Genomic DNA, 22,882 nt, shown 5'->3' on the forward strand with positions numbered 1-22,882 from the left:
GCGCTTTACTTGTAGGGGTTGTCCTTCGTGTCGGCCTTCTGGGCGGCGTAGTACGCCGACAGATCCGCGATGTCCTGGTCGGTCAGCGAGCCGGCGATCGCGTTCATCGACGGGAAGTGACGATCCTTCTTGCGGTAGGCCTTCAGCGCGTTCTCGAGGTATTGCTGGTTCTGGCCGCCGAGGACAGGCACCCGGTAGACCTCCGGGTACGCCGCGCGGTAGTCCTGGATGCCGTGGCAACCGATGCACATGGCGGCCTTGCTCGCCCCGTCCTTCGGGTTGCCGACCACACCGGCCGCCTGCGCGCTGCCCGCGAGCGCCACGAGCGCTGCGACAACGACGTGTTTGCCGACGAATTTGTTCATAGCTCTTGTAACCTAGCTTGAGGGGAAACTGGCGCCGAAGCGGCAACGGCCCGCGCCGTTTTGCTTGTCGGTCGCCACGCAGGCCAAAAAAAACGGCCAGATTGTACCGCGTCGGCGGGGAACGCGTCCATACGGCGCCCCGGTGGGCCCCGCCACAGCCCCGCAACGATACGCGGGCGCGGCCCGCCCGGACAGCCCTTCTGACTTATACTGGGTTTTTTTCCCGATGAAGAAGAGCGCCGCCATGCGTTTCGAAGGGTCCTCGCAGTACGTCGCCACCGACGATCTGAAGCTCGCGGTCAATGCCGCGCTGACGCTGCAGCGCCCGCTGCTGATCAAGGGCGAGCCCGGCACCGGCAAGACCATGCTCGCCGAGGAAGTGGCCGCCGCGCTCGACATGCCGCTGCTGCAGTGGCACATCAAGTCGACCACCAAGGCGCAGCAGGGCCTGTACGAATACGACGCCGTGTCGCGGCTGCGCGATTCGCAGCTCGGCGACGAACGCGTGAAGGACATCGCGAACTACATCGTCAAGGGCGTGCTGTGGCAGGCGTTCGACGCCGAGCAGCCGAGCGTGCTGCTGATCGACGAGATCGACAAGGCCGACATCGAATTCCCGAACGACCTGCTGCGCGAGCTCGACCGGATGGAGTTCCACGTGTACGAGACGCGCGAGACGGTCCGCGCGAAGCACCGCCCGCTCGTCATCATCACGTCGAACAACGAGAAGGAGCTGCCCGACGCGTTCCTGCGCCGCTGCTTCTTCCACTACATTCAGTTTCCCGATCCGTCGACGATGCAGAAGATCGTCGGCGTGCACTTCCCGAACATCCGCGAGGCGCTGCTGCGCGCGGCGCTCGAGAGCTTCTTCGAATTGCGCGGCGTGTCGGGCCTGAAGAAGAAGCCGTCGACGTCCGAGCTGCTCGACTGGCTGAAGCTGCTGCTCGCCGAGAACATCCCGGCCGACGCGCTGCGCGGCGCGGACGCGAAGCAGATCGTGCCGCCGCTCGCAGGCGCGCTGCTGAAGAACGAGCAGGATCTGAGCCTGCTCGAACGGCTCGTCTACATGAACCGGCACAACCGGTAATCCACCCGCGAAGGCCCGGCCATGCTGCTCAATTTCTTCTACGCGCTGCGCGCAGCCAAGCTGCCCGTCTCGGTGAAGGAATACCTGACGCTGCTCGAATCGCTGAAGGCCGGGCTGATCTCGCCGTCGATCGACGCGTTCTACTTCCTCGCTCGGATGACGCTCGTCAAGGACGAGCAGTACTTCGACAAGTTCGACCAGGCGTTCGGCGCGTATTTCCACGGCGTGTCCGCGCTGCCGTCCGAGGCGTTCGACATCCCGCTCGACTGGCTCGAGAAGCGCCTCGAACGCGAGCTGTCGCCCGAGGAGAAGGCGCAGATCGAAGCGCTGGGCGGCCTCGACAAGCTGATGGAGCGTCTGAAGGCGCTGCTCGACGAGCAGAAGGAACGCCACGAAGGCGGCAACAAGTGGATCGGCACGGGCGGCACGTCGCCGTTCGGGCACGGCGGCTACAACCCGGAAGGCGTGCGCATCGGCGGCCCGTCGAACGGCAACCGCACCGCGGTGAAGGTGTGGGAAGCGCGCGCGTACCGCGACTACGACGATTCGGTGGAGATCGGCACGCGCAACATCAAGGTCGCGCTGCGGCGGCTGCGCCGCTTCGCGCGCGAAGGCGCGGCCGAGGAGCTCGACCTGCCCGGCACGATCCGCAGCACGGCCGCGAACGCCGGCTGGCTCGACCTGCGGATGGTGCCCGAGCGCCACAACAACGTGAAGGTGCTGATGCTGCTCGACGTCGGCGGCTCGATGGACGACCACATCAAGCGCACCGAAGAACTGTTCTCGGCCGCGAAGGCTGAATTCAAGCACCTCGAATTCTTCTACTTCCACAACTGCGTGTACGACCACCTGTGGAAGAACAACCGCCGCCGCCACTCGGAACGCACCGCGACGTGGGACGTGCTGCACAAGTTCACGCCCGACTACAAGCTGATCTTCGTCGGCGACGCGACGATGAGCCCGTACGAAGTGCTGCAGCCCGGCGGCTCGGTCGAATACAACAACCCGGAAGCCGGCGCCGTGTGGCTGCGCCGCCTCGCCGACCAGTTCCCCCACCATGCATGGCTGAACCCCGAGCCCGAGCGGCTATGGGAGTACCGGCAGTCGGTCGCGATCATTCGCGACGTGCTCGGCCAGCGCATGTATCCGCTCACGCTCGCGGGCCTCGAAACCGCGATGCGCGCACTCAGCAAGTAACGACCCCCACCCGCAGATACCCAGGCCGCGTCCGAGCGGCCGCCCCGGAGAGAGCATGAACCCTTCGCCCACCGCGAGCGCCAGCCGCGCCGGCGGCCGCCGCTTTTTCGCCGATACGTCCGTGTCCGCGCTCGTCGCCGGCTTCGTCGCGATGATGACCGGCTACACGAGTTCGCTCGTGCTGATGTTCCAGGCCGGCCGCGCCGCCCACCTCACCGATGCGCAGATCTCGTCGTGGATCTGGGCGCTGTCGATCGGCATGGCGCTGACGACGATCGGCCTGTCGCTGCGCTTTCGCGCGCCGGTGGTCGTCGCCTGGTCGACGCCCGGCGCCGCGCTGCTGGTCGCGTCGCTGCCGGGCGTGCCCTACGCCGAGGCGATCGGCGCGTTCGTCGTGTGCGCGCTGCTGCTGACGGCCGTCGGCGTCAGCGGGCTGTTCGACACGCTGATGAAGCGCATTCCGGCCGGCATCGCGGCCGCGCTGCTCGCGGGCATCCTGTTCGAGATCGGCATCGAGATCTTCCGCGCCGCGCAGTTCCAGACCGCGCTCGTGCTCGCGATGTTCTTCACCTACCTGATCGTCAAGCGGCTCGCGCCGCGCTACGCGATTCCGACGACGCTGATCGTCGGCACGGTGGCGGCCGGCAGCCTCGGGCTGCTCGACTTCAGCCATTTCCACATCGCGCTCGCGCAGCCCGTGTTCACGATGCCCGCATTCTCGATCGCGTCGATCGTCAGCATCGGCATTCCGTTGTTCGTTGTCGCGATGGCGTCGCAGAACGTGCCGGGCATCGCGGTGCTGCGCGCGGACGGCTACCCGACGCCGTCGTCGCCGCTGATCGCGACGACCGGCCTCGCATCGCTGCTGCTCGCGCCGTTCGGCTCGCACGGCGTGAACCTCGCGGCGATCACGGCCGCGATCTGCACGGGCCCCGAAGCGCACGAGGATCATGCGAAGCGCTATACGGCCGCCGTGTGGTGCGGCACGTTCTACCTGATCGCCGGCATCTTCGGCGCGACGATCGCCGCGCTGTTCGCGGCGCTGCCGAAGGCGCTCGTCGTGTCGGTCGCCGCGCTCGCGCTGTTCGGCTCGATCATGAGCGGGCTCGCGAACGCGATGCAGGACGTGAAGCAGCGCGAAGCGGCGCTCGTCACGTTCATGGTCACGGCGTCGGGCCTCACGCTGCTGTCGATCGGCCCGGCGTTCTGGGGGCTCGTCGCGGGCGTCGTCACGCAGGTGATCCTGAACGCGCGGCGCCCCGCGTGACGCGGCTCACGGCCCGCCGCGGCGCGCGCCCGGCACGCCAAAACGTGCGCGACACGAATCGGGCCTAAAATGATGGATCGGAAGCGGCGCCCGGCGCCGCTTCGCTTCGCCGCCGCGCTCGCGCGGCCCGTGAGAACCCGGCGCCCCGCGCTCTTCTTCCGAATCGCCATGACTACCGCACTCGACCAGCTGAAGCAGTACACGACCGTCGTCGCCGACACGGGCGACTTCCAGCAGCTTGCGCAATACAAGCCGCAGGACGCGACCACGAACCCGTCGCTGATCCTGAAGGCCGTCCAGAAGGATGCGTACAAGCCGATCCTCGAGAAAACCGTCCGCGATCATCGCAACGAAAGCACCGATTTCATCATCGACCGCCTGCTGATCGCGTTCGGCACCGAAATCCTGAAGCTGATCCCGGGCCGCGTATCGACCGAGGTCGACGCACGCCTGTCGTTCGACACGCAGCGCTCGATCGACAAGGGCCGCGAGCTCATCAAGCTGTACGAAGCAGCCGGCGTCGGCCGCGAGCGCATCCTGATCAAGCTCGCATCGACGTGGGAAGGCATCCGCGCGGCCGAGGTGCTGCAGAAGGAAGGGATCAAGTGCAACATGACCCTGCTTTTCTCGCTCGTGCAGGCCGCCGCGTGCGCGGAAGCCGGCGCGCAGCTGATCTCGCCGTTCGTCGGCCGCATCTACGACTGGTACAAGAAGCAGGCCGGCGCCGAATGGAATGAAGCGCGCGACGGCGGCGCGAACGATCCGGGCGTGCAATCGGTGCGCCGTATCTACACGTACTACAAGACGTTCGGCTACAACACCGAAGTGATGGGCGCGAGCTTCCGCACGACGAGCCAGATCACCGAGCTCGCCGGCTGCGACCTGCTGACGATCAGTCCCGATTTGCTGCAGAAGCTGCAGGAGAGCAACGACACGGTCGCGCGCAAGCTGTCGCCGGACACGCTGCAGGACAAGCCGGCCGAGCGCGTCGCGATCGACGAGGCATCGTTCCGCTTCCAGCTGAACGACGAAGCGATGGCGACCGAAAAGCTCGCCGAAGGCATCCGCGTGTTCGCCGCCGACGCGGTGAAGCTCGAGAAGCTGATCGACGCGCTGCGCTGAGCCGCGCCGCGCGTCAGCGGCTGTCAGCAAGACTGACAATAGCCGTCAGCACGCGCGCTGCAACGGCCGCGAACGTCGTGTTCGCGGCCGTTTTTATTTTTCATTCCATCGTCAAGCGCGCGCACTACAATCCACGTCACGGGTGCGACGGCCGCCTCCCGACGCACCCTTTTCCCCAGTCAATCTTGCACGACGCCACGCCAGCGCCATCGCGCCGGCATGGCACATCCCAGGAGACAACGATGCAAGTTCAACCGTACCTGACGTTCTACGGTCGTGCCGACGAAGCCCTTCAGTTCTACGAAAAGGCACTCGGCGCAAAGACGATGTTCAAGATGCACTTCAAGGACGCCCCGCCGAATCCCGATTACCCGATGTCGCCGGAGATGGCCGACAAGGTGATGCACGCGAGCTTCACGATCGGCGAGTCGATGATCATGTGCTCGGACGGGGACTGCAGCCAGCCGGCCGGCGCCGCGCACGCCGGCTATTCGCTGTCGCTGAACCCGGCGACGGTCGACGAAGGCCAGAAGCTGTTCGATGCGCTCGCCGACGGCGGCGAAGTGACGATGCCGTTCGGCAAGACGTTCTGGGCGCTCGGCTTCGGGATGGCGAAGGATCGCTTCGGCGTGCACTGGATGGTCAACGTCGAGGATCTGTCGCAGCGCGAGGAACTCGCGAAACGCGCGCAGGGCTGACGCAAAGGAAACGCCCGCCACCTTGCGGTGGCGGGCGTTTTCGTTGCTGCGCGACGCGTGCGCGACACACTGCCGCGCCCGCCCGTATCAGCTCTCGACGACGTCGAGATAATCCTCCGGCCGCGTGCGATCCTCCGCATGCGCCATGCCGATCACGCGCACCAGCACGCTCACCACCACCGACACCACGAGGTTCAGGACCAGCGACCACACGGCCGCGTAGCCGGGAATCGCGAGGCCGAACAGGTGGATCGTGAAGATCGAACTCGCCAGCTTCAGCGAGACCGCCATCCACGTGCCGCAGACGATGCCGGCCGCCCAGCCCGCCAGCAAGCCGCGATGGTCGAGCACGCGCGTGTACAGGCCGAGCACGATCGCCGGCAGCGTCTGGATGATCCAGATCCCGCCGAGCAGCTGCAGCTGGATCGCGTAGGTCAGCGGCAGCCCGAGGATGAACGCGACCGCGCCGACCTTCACGATCAGCGACACGAGCTTCGCGACGTGCGTTTCCTGGTCGTGCGACATGTTGCGGTTCAAGAACTCGCGGTGGATGTTGCGCGTGTACAGGTTCGCCGCCGCGATCGACATGATCGCCGCCGGCACCAGCGCGCCGATGCCGATCGCCGCGAACGCGACGCCGACGAACCACGACGGGAAGTACTCGAGGAACAGCGCGGGCACCGCGAAGTTCGGGCCGAACGCCTTGAAGTACGGCGCGTACTGCGGCATGTCCTTCACGCCGGAGGCGAGCGCCATGTAGCCGAGCAGCGCGAGCAGGCCGAGCACGAACGAGTACGCGGGCAGCATCGCCATGTTGCGGCGGATCGAGTTGCCCGACGACGACGACAGGATCGCCGTGACCGAGTGCGGATACAGGAACAGCGCGAGCGCCGAGCCGATCGCGAGCGTCGCATACGCGCTGTAGCCGTTCAGGCTCGTGGCGTCGGGCGCCTTCAGCAGCAGCTTCGCGGGCGGCACCGCGGAGAAGATATGCCCGAAGCCGCCGAGCTTCGCGGGGATCACGATCACCGCGGCGGCGATCGTGACGTAGATCAGCACGTCCTTCACGATCGCGATCATCGCGGGCGCGCGCAGCCCCGACGTGTACGTGTACGCGGCGAGGATCGCGAACGCGATGATCAGCGGCAGGTCGCCGACGAAGCCGGTCGTGTCGAAGCCGAGCGCGCCGATCACCACCTCGATGCCGACGAGCTGCAGCGCGATGTACGGCATCGTCGCGAGGATGCCCGTCACCGCGATCGCCAGCGCGAGCATCCGGCTGCCATAGCGCGCGTTGACGAAGTCCGCGGCCGTCACGTAGCCGTGCCGCTTCGCGATGCTCCACAGCTTCGGGAACACGACGAACGCGAACGGATAGATCAGGATCGTGTACGGCAGCGCGAAGAAGCCCATCGCGCCGGCGCCGAACACGAGCGCGGGCACCGCGACGAACGTATAGGCCGTGTAGAGATCGCCGCCGAGCAGGAACCACGTGACGATCGTGCCGAAGCGGCGTCCGCCGAGGCCCCATTCGTCGAGATGGGCGAGATCGCCGCGACGCCAGTTCGCGGCCAGGAAGCCGATGATCGTGACGCCGATGAACAGCAGGACGAAGACGAAGGTTGCGCCGAGATTCATTGCGCACCTCCTTGCGTACCGCTCGCCTTCCACGCGTTCTTGGTCTTGAAATACACGAACGCGGTAATCACCGCGCTGATGAAGACCCACAGCAACTGGTACCAGTAGAAAAACGGAAAACCGAGCCATTGCGGTTCGATCTTGCTGTACGACGGCACCCAGACCATCGCGATCAGCGGCAGTACCAGCAGCCAGAGCCAGCGCTTGGCGGCCCGGTTGGCGTCGGCATCGTGAGCCATGACGTCTCCTCTTCTATCCCGGTTATCGATCTTGTTGAGCGGGTACGGCGCCGAGAGGAGCGGCAAAACGGGTAGGCTGCGGCTCCCCTGGCTTCGCGCCAGTATAGGAGCCGCGAGCACGCGGTCAAGCGGGGGCGAACCCGAGGTGATCCGCCCCTTGTCGCGTGGTTGCACCGGCATGCGGCCGGCGCACGAGCGTCAGATCGCGAACGAGGATTCGCGTGCGCCGATCGTTTCTTTCAAAGCTTTCACCCACTTGCGCGCGGGCAGCTTCAGCGTGTCCTCGATCAGCTTCGCGCGGGCTTCCAGTTGCGCGAACGGCACGTCGAGCGCGGGGCCCGAGAACGCGATCGCGATCCGGTTGCCGTCGTGCACTTCAGGCAGCGCGATCACGCGGTGGTCGAACGCCGCGTTCAGGTGCTTCATGTTGCGCACGAAGCTCGGATGATCGCCGAACAGGTTGATCGTCGCGATGCCGGCGTCGGCGAGGCAGTTGCGCACCGCGCGGTAGAACGCGACGCTGTCGAGCACGGGGCCGCGCGCGGTCGCGTCGTACAGGTCGATCTGGATCGCGCCGGTCGTGCCGCGGTTGGCCGGGTCGTTGACGAAGTCCCATGCGTCGGCTTCGTGCACGACGAGGCGCGCGTCGTCGGGCGGCAGCGCGAACATCGTGCGCGCGGCGACGATCACGGCCGGGTTCAGCTCGACGGCCTCGACCTTCGCGTGCGGCAGGAAACGGTGCGAGAACTTGGTCAGCGCGCCGGTGCCGAGCCCGAGCTGGACGATCCGCTCGGGCGTTTCGAGGAACAGCAGCCACGCCATCATCTGCTGCGCGTATTCGAGCTCGATATGCAGCGGCTTCGAGATCCGCATCGCGCCCTGCACCCACTCGGTACCGAAGTGCAGGAAGCGCACGCCGCCTTCTTCGGAGAACGTCACGGGCGCGAAACGCGGCTTGCGCGGCGCGTCGAGCACCGGCACGTCGTCGTGTTCGTCGATCTCCGGGCGGCGCTTCACGCGCGGCGGCTGGAGCTTGTCGGAGCCGTTGTACGCGGACGGCTTGCGTTGCTTGAACGCGCGCGCCTCGGCGGACGCGCGCTTGATCAGTCGGGTCATGATGGTTGAATCTCGCTGGGTGATGCTGGATGACGCTGGATGAGCGGACGAGAGGATAGCATTGGCGGGGGGCGGGGCCGCCGGCGGCGAGCGCGTCCGCCCCGACGGCCCCGATGTTCCGGCCTATTCGCCTGCTGATACGACGACCATCGAAATCCGCGAAACCCGCCGCCAGCTCGATCCGCGTACGCGATCGATCATTTACTTTCTTGCAATAAAAAGGCCGTTCGCCCGCCCGAACCTATGCCAAACTGAAACGGCATTCGGGGAGGCACACAGCGGCCATGACGCATACAGCGACGGACCACGCACCGCCAGATCGCCAGGGATGGCTCTCCAGAGAGCGGCTCGTCCTGTACAGCGCGGCGATCCTGGTGTTCCAGCTCGTGTTGCTGGGTATCTGGGCATTTTCGTACTGGGCGCTGCATCTCCCCGGCGTGCCGCCCCCGGGCATCGACTTCCGGGTGTTCTGGAGCGCGTCTTTCGTTTCCCTCCACAGCGGGCCGCTCGCCGCTTTCGACCTTCACCAGATGTTCGCGGCGGAAGCCCGATTGCTGCCGGACTTCCCGCCCGCGCAGATTTTCGCACCGTGGGTTTATCCGCCGACCTTCCAGTTGCTGGTTTATCCGCTGGCGCTGCTGCCCTATGCCGCTTCGTACGGCCTGTTCGTCAGCATCGGCATCGCAAGCGCGTTGGCGGCGTGCACGCTCGCGATGAAGGATCGCCCCCTGCCGTGGATCACGCTGGTCGCGTTCCCCGGCATCTGGGTCGTGACGATCTGCGGGCAGAATTCGTTGCTGACGCTAGCGTTCGCTGCCGGCGCACTGGGATCGCTCGAGCGACGGCCGGTCGTCGCCGGCGTATGCGCCGGCATGCTCGTCATCAAACCGCAACTCGCGCTCCTGTTTCCGTTGCTGTTCCTCTGCGGCGGACATTTCCGCGCGCTCGGCGCGATGACCGTCACGGCCGCGCTGTTCTGCGCGGTCAGCGCACTGGTGCTCGGCGTGCCGCTGTGGCTGCGCTTTTTCGACACGCTATCGTGGTTCAGCCAGTTGATCCTGGTGAACAATGCAGGCGGAATCTGGAGTGCGATGCCGACGCCGTTCGCGATGTCGCGACGGCTGGGCGCCAGCCTGCCGACCGCCTTTGCCGTTCAGGCGGCCATCGCGATACCGGCCGTGATCGCGACCGCGGGCCTATGGGCGAGGAAGAAGCATGCGGACTTATGCGCGGCAGCGGCAATCGTCGCGACGCTGCTGACCCAGCCGTACCTCATCTACTACGATCTCGCGTGGCTGCTTCTTGCGATCATTTACGTGTGCAAATACGACCGGACGACCCGCGCGCTCGGATGGGCGGACCATGCGCTCATCGCGTTGGCGTGGTTGTTGCCGGGGCTCTCGTTTTTCCTCGTGTTCAGGCCCGCGATGGGGCAACCGGGCGCTGTCCTGTTGCCGATATTCCTGATACTGATCGTCTACCGCGCATCGCTTCATCGCGCGGCTGACGCAACAACCTCGGTGGCCGTACAGGAATCGTCCGGCTAGCGCGCCGGCTCGCCGAGCACCGCGCCAAGCAAGCGCCAGAACCGGTCGCCATTTTGTTCAGTTTGACACCGGCGTTGATCAGCCAGCATGCTGCTGCGGCGCACGCATTTTCTTTCGACGTGACCGGTCGTACCGTAACGTCATCGAAGCCTGCCAACATCCGCTCTGACCATACCTGCTCCATCACACGGGATTTCGTAAGCATGAGTCACATCCACTTCATCGGCGGGGAAAAAGGCGGCGTCGGCAAATCGCTCGCGGCCCGCGTGCTGGCCCAGTATTTCATCGACCGGAGCATGCCCTTCGTGGGCTTCGATACCGACCGATCGCACGGCGCGCTGCTGCGGTTCTATGCCGATTTTGCCGCGCCTGCCGTGCTCGATCAGCATGACAGCCTCGATCCGGTCATGGAATCGGCGCTCGAAGATCCGCAGCGGCGCATACTGGTCGACCTCGCGGCCCAGACGCGACAGTCGCTCGCCAAGTGGCTCGACGATTCGGACGTAGTCGATTTTGCCGAAGAACACGGCCTCACGTTGACGTGGTGGCACGTGATGGACACCGGACGCGATTCGGTCGATCTGCTGCGGCAATGGCTCGACGAATTCGGTGGACGAATCAAGCTCGTGCTGGTGCTGAACGAAGTCCGCGGCGATCGCTTCGAGATTCTGGAGGCATCCGGCGAACGCGAGCGGGCCGAAGCCCTCGGCGCCAGCGTGATTACGCTGCGCCGCTTGCCCGATACGACGATGCAGAAGATCGATCGACAAAGCGCGAGCTTCTGGGCGGCGGTCAATCATCCCGACCGCGCGGCCACGGGGCTCGGCTTGCTGGAGCGGCAGCGCGTCAAGGTCTGGCTGCATCGTACTTACGAGGAGCTGGGCACGCTCGCGTTGTAGCGCGGGCCCCGCGACGGTACGGCGTGTGCGGCGCGTGGCTGGAATGGCGCATACCGGGAAAACTTGGAGGTTCAATGGCCGATCACGACAGACTGCATCCACTCCGTCCGTTCCTGAAAAACTGGATTTGGGAGCACGGTCGAATCGGGACGCGCTATCTCGACTGCGTCGATGGCGAAATCAAGTTCGACGAAGGCAAGAAATCGCATTTCGCGGCCGAGCAATATACCTACGTGCCGCTGGGCAAGAACGCCGACGACGACGCATCCGCGGAGGGTCCCGCGATCCACGAGGCGGGACTTGCCCGCTTTTTGCGGGCGGCGCAGATGGGCACGCCCGGGGAAGCCGGGTCCGTAGCGGAGGTTCAGCGCGCTGTGCAGGATTGCGTGGAGATCGGCCTGTTCAGCGCGTATCAATGGGAGGCGCGACAGGCATGGGCCCGCTACGCGCAGGAACCGATGTTCGAGGACGAGATCCGCGCGGCGGTCGTCGACGACATCCGGCGAACTTACGTCGGCATGCGGGAGCAACTGGCGCTGTACGATTTCAGCGTGCTCTACGGCTTGCCCACGCCGCTGCTGATCGGCGACACACCGTTCATCGACTGGCGCGTGATCGCCAGCCCGGCACTTCCGTTCGTATCGCTTCCGCTGGGACCTTACTGCCTGCTGGTCGGCGCGCCGTCGGGCAGGAGTAGCCGAATCGGCCCGGTGGTCTGGAAGGCCGCGGCCGCGATGGGGCCGTTGAAGGACCACAACCGCCAGATCGAGAAGCATGCGCGTCTGTGGCTGGTGGCGACCACCGATGATCAACTCGTCGCTGCGCAAAGTCGCATTACGTCGGCCACGGGCGTCGGGCAAGGCGAAGCGAAGCCCTGACCGGTAGCGTCGAGTGGCGGCGCGGTCGCATCAGGTTCGGTTTGTCCTGTTGCTGCCGCCGCCGCTGCACCGCTTCATCGACTAGTCGAAATTCAACGCGTCTCAGGCACGAAGTGCGCGCCATTGCGCCAACTTCTGCTCGAACGACAGCATCGCATTCGCCGGGCTCGACGACGGCAGCACGAGCGTCTCGTACCCGGCCTGACCGATCACGTCGGCGAACCGCCCCGCCGTCTTGCCGTTGAAACACACGCGCTTCAGCAACGGCGCATGCTCGCGCAGCGACGCGAAGTCGTTCGGCTTCGCGTTTCTGATCGCCGAATCGAGACTGCCTTTGCGATGGCATGCATCGAGCACATCCCGGATGCCGATACCGCGCGACAGCACGCGTTCGAGCCGCGCGTCGTACGGCAGTTCATGCAGCGTCGGCTCGCCAAGCAGCCGCGCCGAGCAGCCGCCAGAACTGGTTGATGTTTTGGCTAATTTGACACCCATCAGGCTCGATCCCGCCCGACCGCTTGCAGCCCGGACGTCCCGAGGTTTCGGCTACTGGCTGACGGTCCGTCGCTCACTCGCACCGACGTCGCCATTGGTCGAACGGCCGACTTGTCCCGGGCCTCGACCGATCGCAAAAATGCCCATGCCGAACGATTCGGCACACGACGTGACGGCTGCCCGGTCGGCATGACCGCATTGCCTTTTGCGCGTCGCGATTGAAAATATACACAAATGGGTATAAATTTGCCGATGGACCCGTACACCAAACCTCTCTACTGGCTCGGCTCGGCACGCAAGGACCTGAAAGCGATGCCCGAAGCGGTGCAGGACACGTTCGGCTATGCGCTGTATCTGGCCCAGACGGGACGAAAGCACGATCAGGCCAAGCCGTTGAGGGGTTTCGGATCAGCCGGTGTGCTCGAGGTCGTGGAGTCGGAAGACAACGGCACGTATCGCGCCGTGTACACGGTGAAACTGGGTAGTGCGGTGTATGTGTTGCACTGTTTCCAGAAGAAATCGTCCCGTGGCATCGCTACACCGAAGCCGGACAGCGATCTGGTTCGCGAGCGGCTGAAGGCAGCCGAAGCACACGCAAATGGAGAAAAGTGATGATCGAAATCGAACAGGGCAGCGGCAACGTATACGCCGACCTGGGCATGCACGATGCCGGAGAAATGCGAGTGAAGGCCCAGCTCGCCGCCAAGATCGGAGAAATCATCAAGGCACGGAAATGGACTCAGCAGCACGCGGCTCGATTACTCGGCATGACGCAACCGAAGCTGTCGAACATGCTGCGCGGGCAGTTTCGCGGCGTGAGCGAAGCAAAGATGCTGGACTGTCTCGCAAAGCTCGGGCGCGATGTGCAGATCATCGTGGGGCCGGACCGGCATCCGGAAGCCGAAGGACATATCGAAGTCGTATTCACCGCCTGACGACGACGCCCCTGTTCCTTCGCCGGCTATACCGGGAACACCAAACCTCAAGCGACAACTTGCCGCCACGCGTTCAACTTCTGCTCGAACGACAGCATCGCATTCGCCGGGCTCGACGAAGGCAGCACGAGCGTCTCGTACCCAGCCTGGCCGATCACTTCAGCGAACCGCCCCGCCGTCTTCCCGTTGAAACACACCTTCTTCAGCAACGGCGCATGCTCGCGCAGCGAATCGAAGTCGTTCGGCTTCGCATTCCTGATTGCCGAATCGAGACTGCCCTTGCGATGGCATGCATCGAGCACATCCCATATGCCGATGCCATGCGCAAGCACGCGTTCGAGCCGCGCGTCATACGCGAGCTCGTGCAGCCCCGGCTCGCCGAGCACCGCCCCCAACAATCGCCAGAACTGGTTGCGCGGATGCGCGTAGTACTGCGCGGCGTCGAGCGACGCCTCGCCCGGAAAGCTGCCGAGGATCATCGTGTGCGTATCCGGTGCGACGACCGGCGGAAAGCCCTGCAACATCACGCGTCTCCGTACGACCCGACGGATCTCGGCCCGTCGCCGTGCGCGGCGAGATGACGCCACAGCGCCGGCAGCATGCACTCGGTGACCATCAGCGGCTTGCCGTGCCGCTGGAACACCGAGCGCCGCGCGGCGAACGCATGCGGCGCGCGCGCGCCCTGCAATGCATGGCTCGCGAGCGCATACAGCGGATGACCGGCGATCACGCGCCGGCTCACGAGCGCCGAGCGCTCGACCTGCGGATCGCTGTACAGCAGCTCCGCGAGCGGCCGCGTGCGCAGCCGCCGCATCGCCTGCCACACGCCCTTGCTGGCCGCGAGCGGCGCGATGCTGTGCGCGGCGACGTACGGCGTGCCGTCGACCGACAGGATCACCTCGCGCACCCACATCGGCGCGCGCGGCGAACTCGCGAGTGCGTCGGGCTCGTCGAACCACGGCGCGTCGACGGCCTCGCGCGTCACGCGCACGTTCACGCGGCCGAGCCGCGCGAGGTGCGCGGTCAGCGATCCGCCGCGCGTCAGCCAGTCGCGCTGGTCGAGCGTGCAGCCAGGCCGCGGCGTCTCGCGCCAGCCGGCCTGCGCGCCATCGAATCGCATCCGCGCGTTCACGCGGCGCGCGACAGCAGCAGCGCGTTGGTCCGCTTCACGAAGCTCGCCGGATCGTCGAGCATGCCGCCTTCGGCCAAGAGCGCCTGATCGAACAGCAGATGGCACCAGTCGCCGAAATCGGCGCTGTCGGCATTCAGCTGCTTCACGAGTGCATGCTCCGGATTGATCTCGAGGATCGGCTGCATCGCCGGCGCGTTCTGACCGGCCGCCTTCAGCATCCGCTGCAGGTAGCCGCTCATGTCGTTGTCGTCCGCGACGAGGCACGACGGCGAATCGGTCAGACGGAACGTGACGCGCACTTCCTTCACCTTGTCGCCGAGCGCTTCCTTCATCTTGTCGACAACCGGCTTGATCGCCTCGCCGGCCTGCTCCTGCGCCTTCTTCTCCTCGTCGTTCAGCTCGCCGAGATCGAGGTCGCCGCGGGCCACGCTCGCGAGCGGCTTGCCGTCGAATTCGTGCAGGAACGACAGCATCCATTCGTCGACGCGGTCGGTCAGCAGCAGCACCTCGACGCCCTTCTTGCGGAACACTTCCAGATGCGGGCTGTTCTTCGCGGCCTGCCACGTATCGGCGGTCACGTAGTAGATCTTGCTCTGCTCGGGCTTCATGCGCGACACGTAGTCGGCGAGCGACACGTCCTGCGCGTCGGTGTCGCCGTGCGTCGACGCGAAGCGCAGCAGCTTCGCGATGCGCTCGCGGTTCGCGTGATCCTCGCCGAGGCCTTCCTTCAGCACCTGGCCGAACGCGCCCCAGAACGTCTTGTACTTCTCCTTGCCGGCATCGTCTTCCGCGTTCGCGAGTTCCTCGAGCATCGACAGCGCGCGCTTGGTCACGCCTTCGCGGATCGCCTTCACGTCGCGGCTTTCCTGCAGGATCTCGCGCGACACGTTCAGCGGCAGGTCGGCCGAATCGACGACGCCCTTCACGAAGCGCAGGTATTGCGGCAGCAGCTGCTCGGCGTCGTCCATGATGAACACGCGCTTCACGTACAGCTTCAGGCCGCCGCGATAATCGCGGTTCCACAGGTCGAACGGCGCGTGCGCCGGCACGAACAGCAGCTGCGTGTATTCGCTGCGGCCCTCGACGCGGTTGTGGGTCCACGTGAGCGGATCCTGATGATCGTGCGCGATGTGCTGGTAGAACTGCGTGTACTGCTCGTCGGTGACGTCGCTCTTCGAACGCGTCCACAGCGCGCTCGCCTGGTTGACGGTTTCGTCCTCGTCCTTCAGGACCATCTCGCCCTTTTCTTGATCCCACTCTTCCTTGCGCATCAGGATCGGCAGCGCGATGTGGTCGGAGTACTTCTGGATGATCGACTTCAGGCGGTGCGACGACAGCAGGTCGTCCTCGCCTTCGCGCAGGTGCAGCGTGATCGTCGTGCCGCGTTGCGCGCGTTCGATCGCGTCGATCGTGAAATCGCCTTCGCCCGCGCTTTCCCAGCGCACGGCTTCGTTCGCCGGCAGGCCCGCGCGGCGCGTCTCGACGGTGATCTTGTCCGCGACGATGAAGCCCGAGTAGAAGCCCACGCCGAACTGGCCGATCAGCGCCGCATCCTTCTGCTGGTCGCCCGACAGCTTCGTGAAGAATTCCTTGGTGCCCGAACGCGCGATCGTGCCGAGGTTCGCGATCGCCTCGTCGCGGCTCATGCCGATGCCGTTGTCGTCGATCGTGATCGTGCGCGCGGCCTTGTCGTAGCCGATGCGGATGCGCAGGTTCGGATCGTTCTCGTACAGCGCGCTGTCAGCGAGCCCTTCGAAACGCAGCTTGTCGGCCGCGTCGGACGCATTCGACACCAGTTCGCGCAGGAAAATTTCCTTGTTGCTGTAGAGCGAATGGATCATCAGGTGGAGGAGTTGCTTGACCTCTGCCTGAAAGCTCATCGTTTCGTGTGCCATGGATGCTGTTTCCTCTTACTTGAACTGAAAAGGGGTGACGCCGGCGCCCGGCGCGCGATGCCGGCGGACCCGTGAAGGACGGCCCGTTTGGGACGGCCCGTTTGGGACGGCCGCCTGACGCCAGCGGTTTGCGCGCGTATCTGGGGACGGCATGCGGCATTTCAAGAGCCGGCCGGCCGCGCCGCGTCACGACGCGCGCCGCACCGCCGAATCGATATAGCGCGCGAGCAGCCCGGGGAGCGCCGGATCGCCGCAGTTCGCGACGTTGAAGCGCATCCACGTGGACGGCGACTGCTGCGGCGAGAACAGGCTGCCCGGCGTCAGCAGGAAGCCGGCCTCGTGCGCGACCGCCGCGAGCGCGTCCGAATCGACGCCCGTGTCGGCCCACAGGAACATCCCGGCCGCCGGCATCGTGAAGAGCCCGAGCCCCGTGCGCTCGAGCATCCGCGCGGTCTTGTCGCGCACGCCGTCGAGCCGCGCGCGCAGCCGCTCGACGTGGCGCCGGTAATGCCCTTCGGTCAGGATCTTGTACAGCACGCGCTCGTTGAGCTCGGGCGTGGTCATCCCGACCAGCATCTTCTGGTCGGTGACCGCCTTCGCGATCTCCGGCGCGCAGGCCACGTAGCCCACCCGCAGGTTCGCCGCGAGCGTCTTCGAATAGCTGCCGAGATAGATCACGCGCTTCAACTGGTCGAGGCTCGCGAGGCGCGTGGCCGGATAGCTCGGCGGGCACAGGTCGCCGTACACGTCGTCCTCGACCACCAGGAAGTCGTAGGCCTCCGCGAGCTTCAGGATCCGGAACGCCTGCGCGGCCGACAGCGACGTGCCGGTCGGGTTCTGCAGCACCGAGTTGATCACGAGCATCTTCGGCCGCCACATCTGCACCAGGGTTTCGAGCGCGTCGAGGTCGGGGCCGTCGGGCGTATACGGCATCCCGACGAGCTGCGCGCCCTGCGCCGCGAAACGGCCGAACATCTGGAACCACGCGGGATCGCCGACGATCACCGCGTCGCCCGGGCGCATGTAGATCCGCGAGATCAGGTCGATCGCCTGCGTGATGCCGGAAACCAGCACGATCTGTTCGGGCTTCGCGCCGATCTCGACTTCGGCGAGGCGCGTCTGCAGTTGCTGGCGCAGCGGCAGGAAGCCCTGCGCGGTGCCGAAGCCGAGCATCTGCGCGCCCGACTGGCGCCCGAGCGCGCGCAGCGCGCCGGTGATCAGCTCGCCGTCGAGCCAGCGGCCCGGCAGGTAGCCGAGGCCCGGGCCCTTCTCCGGGCTGACGGTGTGCAGCATGTTGCGCAGCAGCCAGACGACGTCGATCGTGTTGTGCACGGGCGCGGCCTCGGCCGCGCGCGCGACGCCGTCGGCCGGCTGCGGGCCGGCGCCCGTGCGCTCGCGCACGTAGAAGCCGGAGCCGCGCCGCGAGTCGAGGTAGCCCTGCGCGACGAGGCGCTCGTAGGCCTCGACGACGGTGAAGCGCGACACGCTCTTGTCGAGCGCGAGCTTGCGGATCGACGGCATGCGCATGCCGGGACGGAACACGCGTTCGTCGATGCGGCGCCGCGCCCACTGGACCAGTTGGTCGACGAGCGTGAGCGTGGCCGTGTCGTGCGGCGCGGGAATCTGGGCGAGTGGGACGGTGGACATGGGCGGCAGCTCCAACTGTACCGAAGGGTATCGCGCCGATTGTACCGTTACTGTGCCGGTAGCGACGATTACAGTTGACCGAAATGGCGATCGTGCGGCCTGCGCACCGGCCCCGCCGCACCTGGCGCTGCGCCCGCCGGCCCGCATCGCGGCCGGTGCGCAGGCCGGTCCGGCCCCCGCCCGGCTTCTCGCCCGCCTACCATGACACTTTCGCTTCCCGACCGACGCTCATGCCAGCCCGCTCCCTGACACTCGACCATCTCGTGATTGCCGCGCGCACCCTCGCCGAAGGCGTGCGCCATGTCGCCGACGCCCTCGGCATCGAACCGGCCGGCGGCGGCCGCCATCCGCTGATGCGCACCCACAATGCGCTGTTCGGCGCGTGGGGCGGGCGCTACCTCGAAGTGATCGCGATCGACCCCGACGCGCCCGCGCCGGGCGACGATGCGAAGCCGCCGCGTGCGCGGTTGTTCGGGCTCGACGATCCGGCGATCCGCGCGCGGCTCGAGCAGGGCCCGTTTCTCGCGCACTGGGTCGCGCGCGTCGACCGCCCGCGCCAGCTTGCGCTGTGGCAGCGCCAGTATCCGGCCCGTATCGCGCCGGTCGTCGCGATGCGGCGCGGCGACCTGAGCTGGGGCCTCACGGTGCCCGACGACGGCAGCTTCCCCGCGTGGCAAGGCGCCGGCGACGGCCTCGTGCCGTCGCTGATCCAGTGGGACAGCCCGCGCCATCCGGCCGACTCTCTGCCGAACGACGGCATCGCGCTGAAGGCGCTCAAGGGCGCGCACCCGCACGCGGATACGATCCGCGAGCAGCTCGACTGGCTCGGCGCCGCCCACCTGCTCGACGTCGAGCCCACCGACGGCCCGCCGGCGCTCGTCGCCGAATTCGACACGCCGCAGGGCGTGCGCACGCTGCGCTGACCGCCCGCCCGATTACCGCCACCCTGCAAGACATGGAGACACCCACGACATGAATTCGCGCGAAACCCGGGGCATGCTGCTCGGCCTCATCGGCGTGATGATCTTCAGCCTGACGCTGCCGATGACGCGGATCGTCGTCTCCGAACTCAATCCGCTGCTCAACGGGCTCGGCCGCGCACTCGCCGCCGCCGTGCCGGCCGGCCTGCTGCTGTGGTGGCGCCGCGAGCGGCTGCCGACCCGCGCGCAACTGAAAAGCCTCGCGATCACGTCGGCCGGCGTGATCATCGCGTATCCGGTGTTCTCGGCGTGGGCGATGAAATCGGTGCCGGCCTCGCACGGCGCGGTGGTCAACGGGCTGCAGCCGCTGTTCGTCGCGCTGTACGCGGCATGGCTGTCGCACGAACGGCCGTCGAAGGCGTTCTGGGCCAGCGCGGTGGCCGGCAGCGCGCTCGTGATCGCGTTCGCGCTGCGCGACGGCGGCGGCACCGTGCAGGCCGGCGACGCGCTGATGCTCGTCGCGGTCGGCATCGGCGCGTTGGGCTATGCGGAAGGCGCGCGCCTCGCGCGCCAGATCGGCGGCTGGCAGGTGATCTGCTGGGCGCTCGTCGTGTCGGCGCCGTTCCTCGTGCTGCCGGTCGGCTGGCTCGCGTGGATGCAGCATGCCGCGCATCCGGGCCCGCTCGCGCTGCGCACGTGGCTCGCGTTCGGCTACGTGACCCTCTTTTCGCAATTCATCGGCTTTTTCGCGTGGTATGCGGGGCTCGCGATGGGCGGCACCGCGCGCGTCGGGCAGGTGCAACTGCTGCAGATCTTCTTCACGATCGCCTTTTCCGCACTGCTGTTCGGCGAAACGGTCACGTCGTCGACGTGGCTGTTCGCGGCCGCCGTGATCGCCACCGTGGTGCTCGGGCGCCGCTCGGCGGTCGCCACGGCGCCGCGCGCCGCTCGCGCCGGCTGATGAGGTGCGCCATAATGGACGTTTTGCCTGATCGGTTTTGCCCACACGGCCGAGAGGGCTCAATCGTGCTCGTGCCCGCCTACCCGGCAGCGCCGAAGCGATCCGCCCGAACGACCTTTCTTGACTGACCACGATATCCGAACGAGGAGACTATGAATCCGAGCGACCTGCATCCGCCGCACTGGCAGCTTTCCGAACGCGCCCGCAAGCTGACGAGCTCGGCGATCCGCGAGATCCTGAAGGTCACGGAACGCCCCGAGGTCATCTCGTTCGCCGGCGGCCTGCCCGCCCCCGCGACGTTCCCGGCGGAACGCATGCGCGCCGCCGCCGACCGCGTGCTGCGCGACGCGCCGGCCGCCGCGCTCCAGTACAGCGCGACCGAAGGCTACCTGCCGCTGCGCGAATGGATCGCCGAGCGCTACAGCGTGCGCGTGTCGCAAGTGCTGATCACGACCGGCTCGCAGCAGGCGCTCGACCTGCTCGGCAAGGCGCTGATCGACCCGGACAGCCCGATCCTCGTCGAAACGCCGACCTACCTCGGCGCGCTGCAGTCGTTCTCGCTGTACGAGCCGCGCTACGTGCAGGTGCCCACCGACGAGCAGGGCCTGCTGCCGGCAGGTCTCACGCCCGAACTCACGCAAGGCGCGCGCCTGCTGTACGCGCAGCCGAACTTCCAGAACCCGACCGGCCGCCGCCTGCCCGTCGAGCGCCGCCGCGCGCTCGCCGCGTTCGCGCAGACGAGCCCGTTCCCGGTGCTGGAGGACGATCCGTACGGCGCGCTGAACTACCACGGCGAGCCGCTGCCGACGATGCTGTCGATGGCGCCCGACCACGTCGTGCACCTCGGCACGTTCTCGAAGGTGCTCGCGCCGGGCCTGCGGATCGGCTACATCATCGCGCCCGAGGAACTCCACTTCAAGCTCGTGCAGGCCAAGCAGGCCACCGACCTGCACACGCCGACGCTCACGCAGCGCATCGCGCACGAAGTGATCAAGGACGGCTTCCTCGACGAGCACATCCCGACGATCCGCGAGCTGTACAGCGCGCAGTGCGACGCGATGCTCGGCGCGCTCGCGCGCCACATGCCGGAAGGCGTCACGTGGAACCGCCCGGAAGGCGGGATGTTCATCTGGGTGAACCTGCCCGCGCAGATCGACAGCATGAAGCTGCTCGCCGCGGCCGTCGACAACCACGTCGCCTTCGTGCCGGGCGCGCCGTTCTTCGCGGAGAACGCGCAGCAGAACACGCTGCGCCTGTCGTTCGTGACGGTGCCGCCCGAGAAGATCGAGGAAGGCGTCGCGCGCCTCGGTAAGCTGCTGCGCGAGCGCCTCTGATCCCCTTTTTCCCTGTCACGACTCTCTACGAGGAATCGAACGCATGGCTAACGTCTACGACAAACTGAAGTCGCTCGGCATCGAGCTCCCGACCGCCGGCGCACCGGCCGCCGCCTACGTGATGAGCGCGCAAAGCGGCAACACGGTCTACCTGTCGGGCCACATCGCGAAGAAGGACGGCAAGGTCTGGGCCGGCAAGCTCGGCGCCGATCTGCAAACGGAAGACGGCAAGGCGGCCGCCCGCTCGATCGCGATCGACCTGCTCGCCACCCTGCACGCGCACACCGGCGACCTGAACAAGGTCACGCGCATCGTCAAGCTGATGAGCCTCGTCAACTCGACGCTCGACTTCACCGAACAGCACGTCGTGACGAACGGCGCGTCGGAGCTGATCGCCGAAGTGTTCGGCGACGCGGGCAAGCATGCGCGCTCGGCGTTCGGCGTCGCGCAGATCCCGCTCGGCGCGTGCGTCGAGATCGAACTGATCGCCGAAGTCGCGTAACGGGCGCCGCGCGATGCCCGGCCGTCTCGTTCGCTTCAAGCAGGTCGACGTGTTCACGTCGGTGCCGTTCAAGGGCAATCCGCTCGCCGTGGTGTTCGACGCCGATTCGCTCGGCGACGACGCGATGCTCGAGATCGCCCGCTGGACGAACCTGTCGGAAACGACGTTTCTCTGCACGCCGACCGATCCGGAAGCCGACTATCGCGTGCGGATCTTCACGACGGGCGGCGAACTGCCGTTCGCCGGCCACCCGACGCTCGGCACCGCGCACGCGTTCCTGGAAAGCGGCGCGCGGCCGCGCACGCCGGGCCGACTGATCCAGCAGTGCGGGGTCGGCCGGGTCGCGCTGCGCGAGCAGGCCGGCCGCTGGGCGTTTGCCGCACCGCCGGCGCGCGTCACGCCGCTCGACCGTTCGGACTACGCGGCACTGGCCGCCGCGCTGCGCAGCGACGCGCTCGACCTGGACGCCGAGCCGTGCGCGGTGGACAACGGCGCGCCGTGGCTGGTCGCGCGGCTGAAGTCGGCCGACGCGTGCATCGGCCTGTCGCCCGATCCGGCCGCGCTGGCGGCGCTGACCCACCGCTACGGCGTGGACGGCCTCGCCGCCTACGCGCCGCATGCCGAAGGCGGCCCCGCGACGTTCGAGATCCGCTGCCTGATGACGGGCGGCATGTTCGGCACGCCCGGCGAGGATCCCGTCACCGGCAGCGCGAACGCCGCGCTGGCCGGGCTGCTGACGCGGCAGGAACGCCGCCCCGGCCAATCGTATACGGCCCGCCAGGGCACGGCGATCGGCCGCGACGGCCGCATCTTCGTCAACTACGACGAAGACGGCACGACCTGGATCGGCGGCCACGTCGTCACCGTCGTCGACGGCACGTTCCGGTCGCCCGACTGACGTTTCGCGATGTGCGACGGCGCCGGCTCGTCCGGCGCCCTACGCTTTGCCCAACTATCGCAAAAACGTTCCAGCCAGTAATATCGGGCCTAATCCGTTGTTTCGGAGGT

General features: G+C 66.9%; 23 protein-coding genes and 1 pseudogene. 15 read left to right on the plus strand and 9 right to left on the minus strand.

The window, feature by feature from the left end:
* Positions 1–5: 5 nt before the first annotated feature.
* Positions 6–365 (minus strand): cytochrome c, encoded by a 360-nt coding sequence (locus HWX14_RS30795; protein ID WP_006478192.1) that lies wholly within the window; start codon positions 363–365, stop codon positions 6–8.
* A gap of 244 nt (positions 366–609) precedes the next feature.
* Between HWX14_RS30795 and HWX14_RS30800 the strand changes: the two genes are divergently transcribed.
* The 5 genes from HWX14_RS30800 to HWX14_RS30820 all read left to right on the plus strand — a co-directional run bounded on the left by HWX14_RS30800 (position 610) and on the right by HWX14_RS30820 (position 5,736).
* Positions 610–1,452 (plus strand): MoxR family ATPase, encoded by an 843-nt coding sequence (locus tag HWX14_RS30800; protein WP_175886012.1) that lies wholly within the window; start codon positions 610–612, stop codon positions 1,450–1,452.
* A 21-nt stretch (positions 1,453–1,473) separates the two neighbouring features.
* Positions 1,474–2,649: a VWA domain-containing protein gene (locus tag HWX14_RS30805; RefSeq protein WP_175886013.1), complete on the plus strand. Its 1,176-nt coding sequence runs from the start codon at positions 1,474–1,476 to the stop codon at positions 2,647–2,649.
* Between the two features lie 55 nt (positions 2,650–2,704).
* Complete coding sequence (locus HWX14_RS30810) at positions 2,705–3,916, plus strand: benzoate/H(+) symporter BenE family transporter (RefSeq protein ID WP_175886014.1); 1,212 nt, start codon at positions 2,705–2,707, stop codon at positions 3,914–3,916.
* Positions 3,917–4,084: 168 nt separating this feature from the next.
* Positions 4,085–5,038, plus strand: coding sequence for a transaldolase (gene tal / locus HWX14_RS30815; protein WP_175886015.1), 954 nt, complete (start codon positions 4,085–4,087; stop codon positions 5,036–5,038).
* Between the two features lie 242 nt (positions 5,039–5,280).
* Positions 5,281–5,736 (plus strand): VOC family protein, encoded by a 456-nt coding sequence (locus HWX14_RS30820; protein ID WP_175886016.1) that lies wholly within the window; start codon positions 5,281–5,283, stop codon positions 5,734–5,736.
* An 87-nt stretch (positions 5,737–5,823) separates the two neighbouring features.
* Here the strand turns inward: HWX14_RS30820 and HWX14_RS30825 are convergent, their stop codons facing one another.
* From HWX14_RS30825 to HWX14_RS30835, 3 genes are all read right to left on the minus strand, one after another.
* Positions 5,824–7,374, minus strand: coding sequence for a sodium:solute symporter family protein (locus HWX14_RS30825; protein WP_175886017.1), 1,551 nt, complete (start codon positions 7,372–7,374; stop codon positions 5,824–5,826).
* Positions 7,371–7,613 carry a DUF3311 domain-containing protein gene (locus tag HWX14_RS30830; protein ID WP_006490660.1) on the minus strand — a complete coding sequence of 81 codons (243 nt, stop codon included), beginning with the start codon at positions 7,611–7,613 and terminating at the stop codon, positions 7,371–7,373. The genes HWX14_RS30825 and HWX14_RS30830 overlap by 4 nt, the downstream gene beginning before the upstream one ends.
* 198 nt (positions 7,614–7,811) lie before the next feature.
* Positions 7,812–8,729 carry a spermidine synthase gene (locus tag HWX14_RS30835; RefSeq protein WP_175886018.1) on the minus strand — a complete coding sequence of 306 codons (918 nt, stop codon included), beginning with the start codon at positions 8,727–8,729 and terminating at the stop codon, positions 7,812–7,814.
* Positions 8,730–9,013: 284 nt separating this feature from the next.
* Between HWX14_RS30835 and HWX14_RS30840 the strand changes: the two genes are divergently transcribed.
* From HWX14_RS30840 to HWX14_RS30850, 3 genes are all read left to right on the plus strand, one after another.
* Positions 9,014–10,276, plus strand: coding sequence for a glycosyltransferase family 87 protein (locus HWX14_RS30840; RefSeq protein ID WP_175886019.1), 1,263 nt, complete (start codon positions 9,014–9,016; stop codon positions 10,274–10,276).
* A gap of 203 nt (positions 10,277–10,479) precedes the next feature.
* The gene (locus HWX14_RS30845) at positions 10,480–11,175 is read left to right on the plus strand and encodes a mobilization protein (protein ID WP_011545877.1); all 696 of its coding nucleotides are present in this window, start codon (positions 10,480–10,482) and stop codon (positions 11,173–11,175) included.
* Positions 11,176–11,249: 74 nt separating this feature from the next.
* Positions 11,250–12,053 (plus strand): hypothetical protein, encoded by an 804-nt coding sequence (locus tag HWX14_RS30850; protein WP_175886020.1) that lies wholly within the window; start codon positions 11,250–11,252, stop codon positions 12,051–12,053.
* Positions 12,054–12,155: 102 nt separating this feature from the next.
* Here HWX14_RS30850 and HWX14_RS30855 read toward each other — a convergent pair.
* A pseudogene (locus HWX14_RS30855) lies at positions 12,156–12,522 on the minus strand (DNA-deoxyinosine glycosylase); the annotation flags it as partial.
* A gap of 260 nt (positions 12,523–12,782) precedes the next feature.
* Between HWX14_RS30855 and HWX14_RS30860 the strand changes: the two are divergent.
* The gene (locus HWX14_RS30860; protein ID WP_175886021.1) at positions 12,783–13,160 is read left to right on the plus strand and encodes a type II toxin-antitoxin system RelE/ParE family toxin; all 378 of its coding nucleotides are present in this window, start codon (positions 12,783–12,785) and stop codon (positions 13,158–13,160) included.
* Entirely contained in the window at positions 13,160–13,483 is a 324-nt protein-coding gene (locus HWX14_RS30865) for a helix-turn-helix transcriptional regulator (RefSeq protein ID WP_175886022.1), read from the plus strand. Before HWX14_RS30860 ends, HWX14_RS30865 begins: the two co-directional genes overlap by 1 nt.
* 47 nt (positions 13,484–13,530) lie before the next feature.
* On the opposite strand, the gene HWX14_RS30870 is transcribed toward HWX14_RS30865, so the two are convergent.
* The 4 genes from HWX14_RS30870 to HWX14_RS30885 form a co-directional block, all read right to left on the minus strand.
* Positions 13,531–14,007 carry a DNA-deoxyinosine glycosylase gene (locus HWX14_RS30870; RefSeq protein ID WP_175886023.1) on the minus strand — a complete coding sequence of 159 codons (477 nt, stop codon included), beginning with the start codon at positions 14,005–14,007 and terminating at the stop codon, positions 13,531–13,533.
* A complete protein-coding gene (locus tag HWX14_RS30875) occupies positions 14,007–14,603 on the minus strand; it encodes a chorismate lyase (protein ID WP_175886024.1) in 597 nt (198 codons plus the stop codon). Before HWX14_RS30875 ends, HWX14_RS30870 begins: the two co-directional genes overlap by 1 nt.
* Before the next feature lie 8 nt (positions 14,604–14,611).
* Entirely contained in the window at positions 14,612–16,510 is a 1,899-nt protein-coding gene (gene htpG / locus HWX14_RS30880; protein ID WP_175886025.1) for a molecular chaperone HtpG, read from the minus strand.
* Positions 16,511–16,696: 186 nt separating this feature from the next.
* Positions 16,697–18,157, minus strand: coding sequence for a PLP-dependent aminotransferase family protein (locus HWX14_RS30885; RefSeq protein WP_175886026.1), 1,461 nt, complete (start codon positions 18,155–18,157; stop codon positions 16,697–16,699).
* A 230-nt stretch (positions 18,158–18,387) separates the two neighbouring features.
* Here HWX14_RS30885 and HWX14_RS30890 point away from each other — a divergent pair, with 230 nt between their 5' ends.
* From HWX14_RS30890 to HWX14_RS30910, 5 genes are all read left to right on the plus strand, one after another.
* Positions 18,388–19,080 (plus strand): VOC family protein, encoded by a 693-nt coding sequence (locus tag HWX14_RS30890; protein WP_175886027.1) that lies wholly within the window; start codon positions 18,388–18,390, stop codon positions 19,078–19,080.
* 49 nt (positions 19,081–19,129) lie between these two features.
* On the plus strand, positions 19,130–20,038 hold the full coding sequence (locus tag HWX14_RS30895; RefSeq protein WP_175886028.1) for a DMT family transporter: 909 nt from the start codon (positions 19,130–19,132) through the stop codon (positions 20,036–20,038).
* A gap of 152 nt (positions 20,039–20,190) precedes the next feature.
* Positions 20,191–21,372 (plus strand): PLP-dependent aminotransferase family protein, encoded by a 1,182-nt coding sequence (locus HWX14_RS30900; protein WP_175886029.1) that lies wholly within the window; start codon positions 20,191–20,193, stop codon positions 21,370–21,372.
* 43 nt (positions 21,373–21,415) lie between these two features.
* The gene (locus HWX14_RS30905) at positions 21,416–21,874 is read left to right on the plus strand and encodes a RidA family protein (RefSeq protein WP_006478174.1); all 459 of its coding nucleotides are present in this window, start codon (positions 21,416–21,418) and stop codon (positions 21,872–21,874) included.
* Positions 21,875–21,887: 13 nt separating this feature from the next.
* Positions 21,888–22,772: a PhzF family phenazine biosynthesis protein gene (locus HWX14_RS30910; RefSeq protein ID WP_175886030.1), complete on the plus strand. Its 885-nt coding sequence runs from the start codon at positions 21,888–21,890 to the stop codon at positions 22,770–22,772.
* Positions 22,773–22,882: the final 110 nt, after the last annotated feature.

It is taken from the genome of Burkholderia sp. BCC0044, assembly GCF_902832955.1.
Classification (GTDB): domain Bacteria; phylum Pseudomonadota; class Gammaproteobacteria; order Burkholderiales; family Burkholderiaceae; genus Burkholderia.